This window comes from Hymenobacter amundsenii, from assembly GCF_002204745.1.
In the GTDB taxonomy this organism is placed as follows: domain Bacteria; phylum Bacteroidota; class Bacteroidia; order Cytophagales; family Hymenobacteraceae; genus Hymenobacter; species Hymenobacter amundsenii.
Genome location: NZ_NIRR01000124.1, coordinates 1 through 402, shown reverse-complemented (window position 1 = coordinate 402; position 402 = coordinate 1). Strand labels below are relative to the sequence as shown.

Here is a 402-nt window from a genome sequence, read left to right as displayed (position 1 = left end):
CTTATCGCAGCTTATCACGTCCTTCATCGCCTCTGAGAGCCTAGGCATCCCCCGTGTGCCCTTTTCTACTTCTTGGTAGAGGCCATCCCGTAAGATGGCCGGCTCGGGTGACTAACCGTAGGTTAATCACTCTTCTTGCTTTCTTTTTCTTAAACTCTGTTTTCCTCTATGTCAAAGAACGTGTATCACCCCAATTGGGTGATAAAGCGAATGATGGAAAAAACAATCCGATTTTCTTGAGAGTAAGCAGACGGCAAATCAAGGGGCGAAACCCAAGCTGCGTCCGTGTAATCGAGTCGAACAAGCTCCAGAAAGGAGGTGATCCAGCCGCACCTTCCGGTACGGCTACCTTGTTACGACTTAGCCCTAGTTACTTGTTCTACCCTAACTGGCTTCGTTGCG

The 402-nt window shown here is 49.0% G+C and carries 1 rRNA gene; it reads right to left on the bottom strand.

Annotation, left to right across the window (positions count from 1 at the left end):
• Positions 1-311: 311 nt before the first annotated feature.
• Positions 312-402: ribosomal RNA gene (locus CDA63_RS20235) — 16S ribosomal RNA — on the bottom strand; the annotation flags it as partial.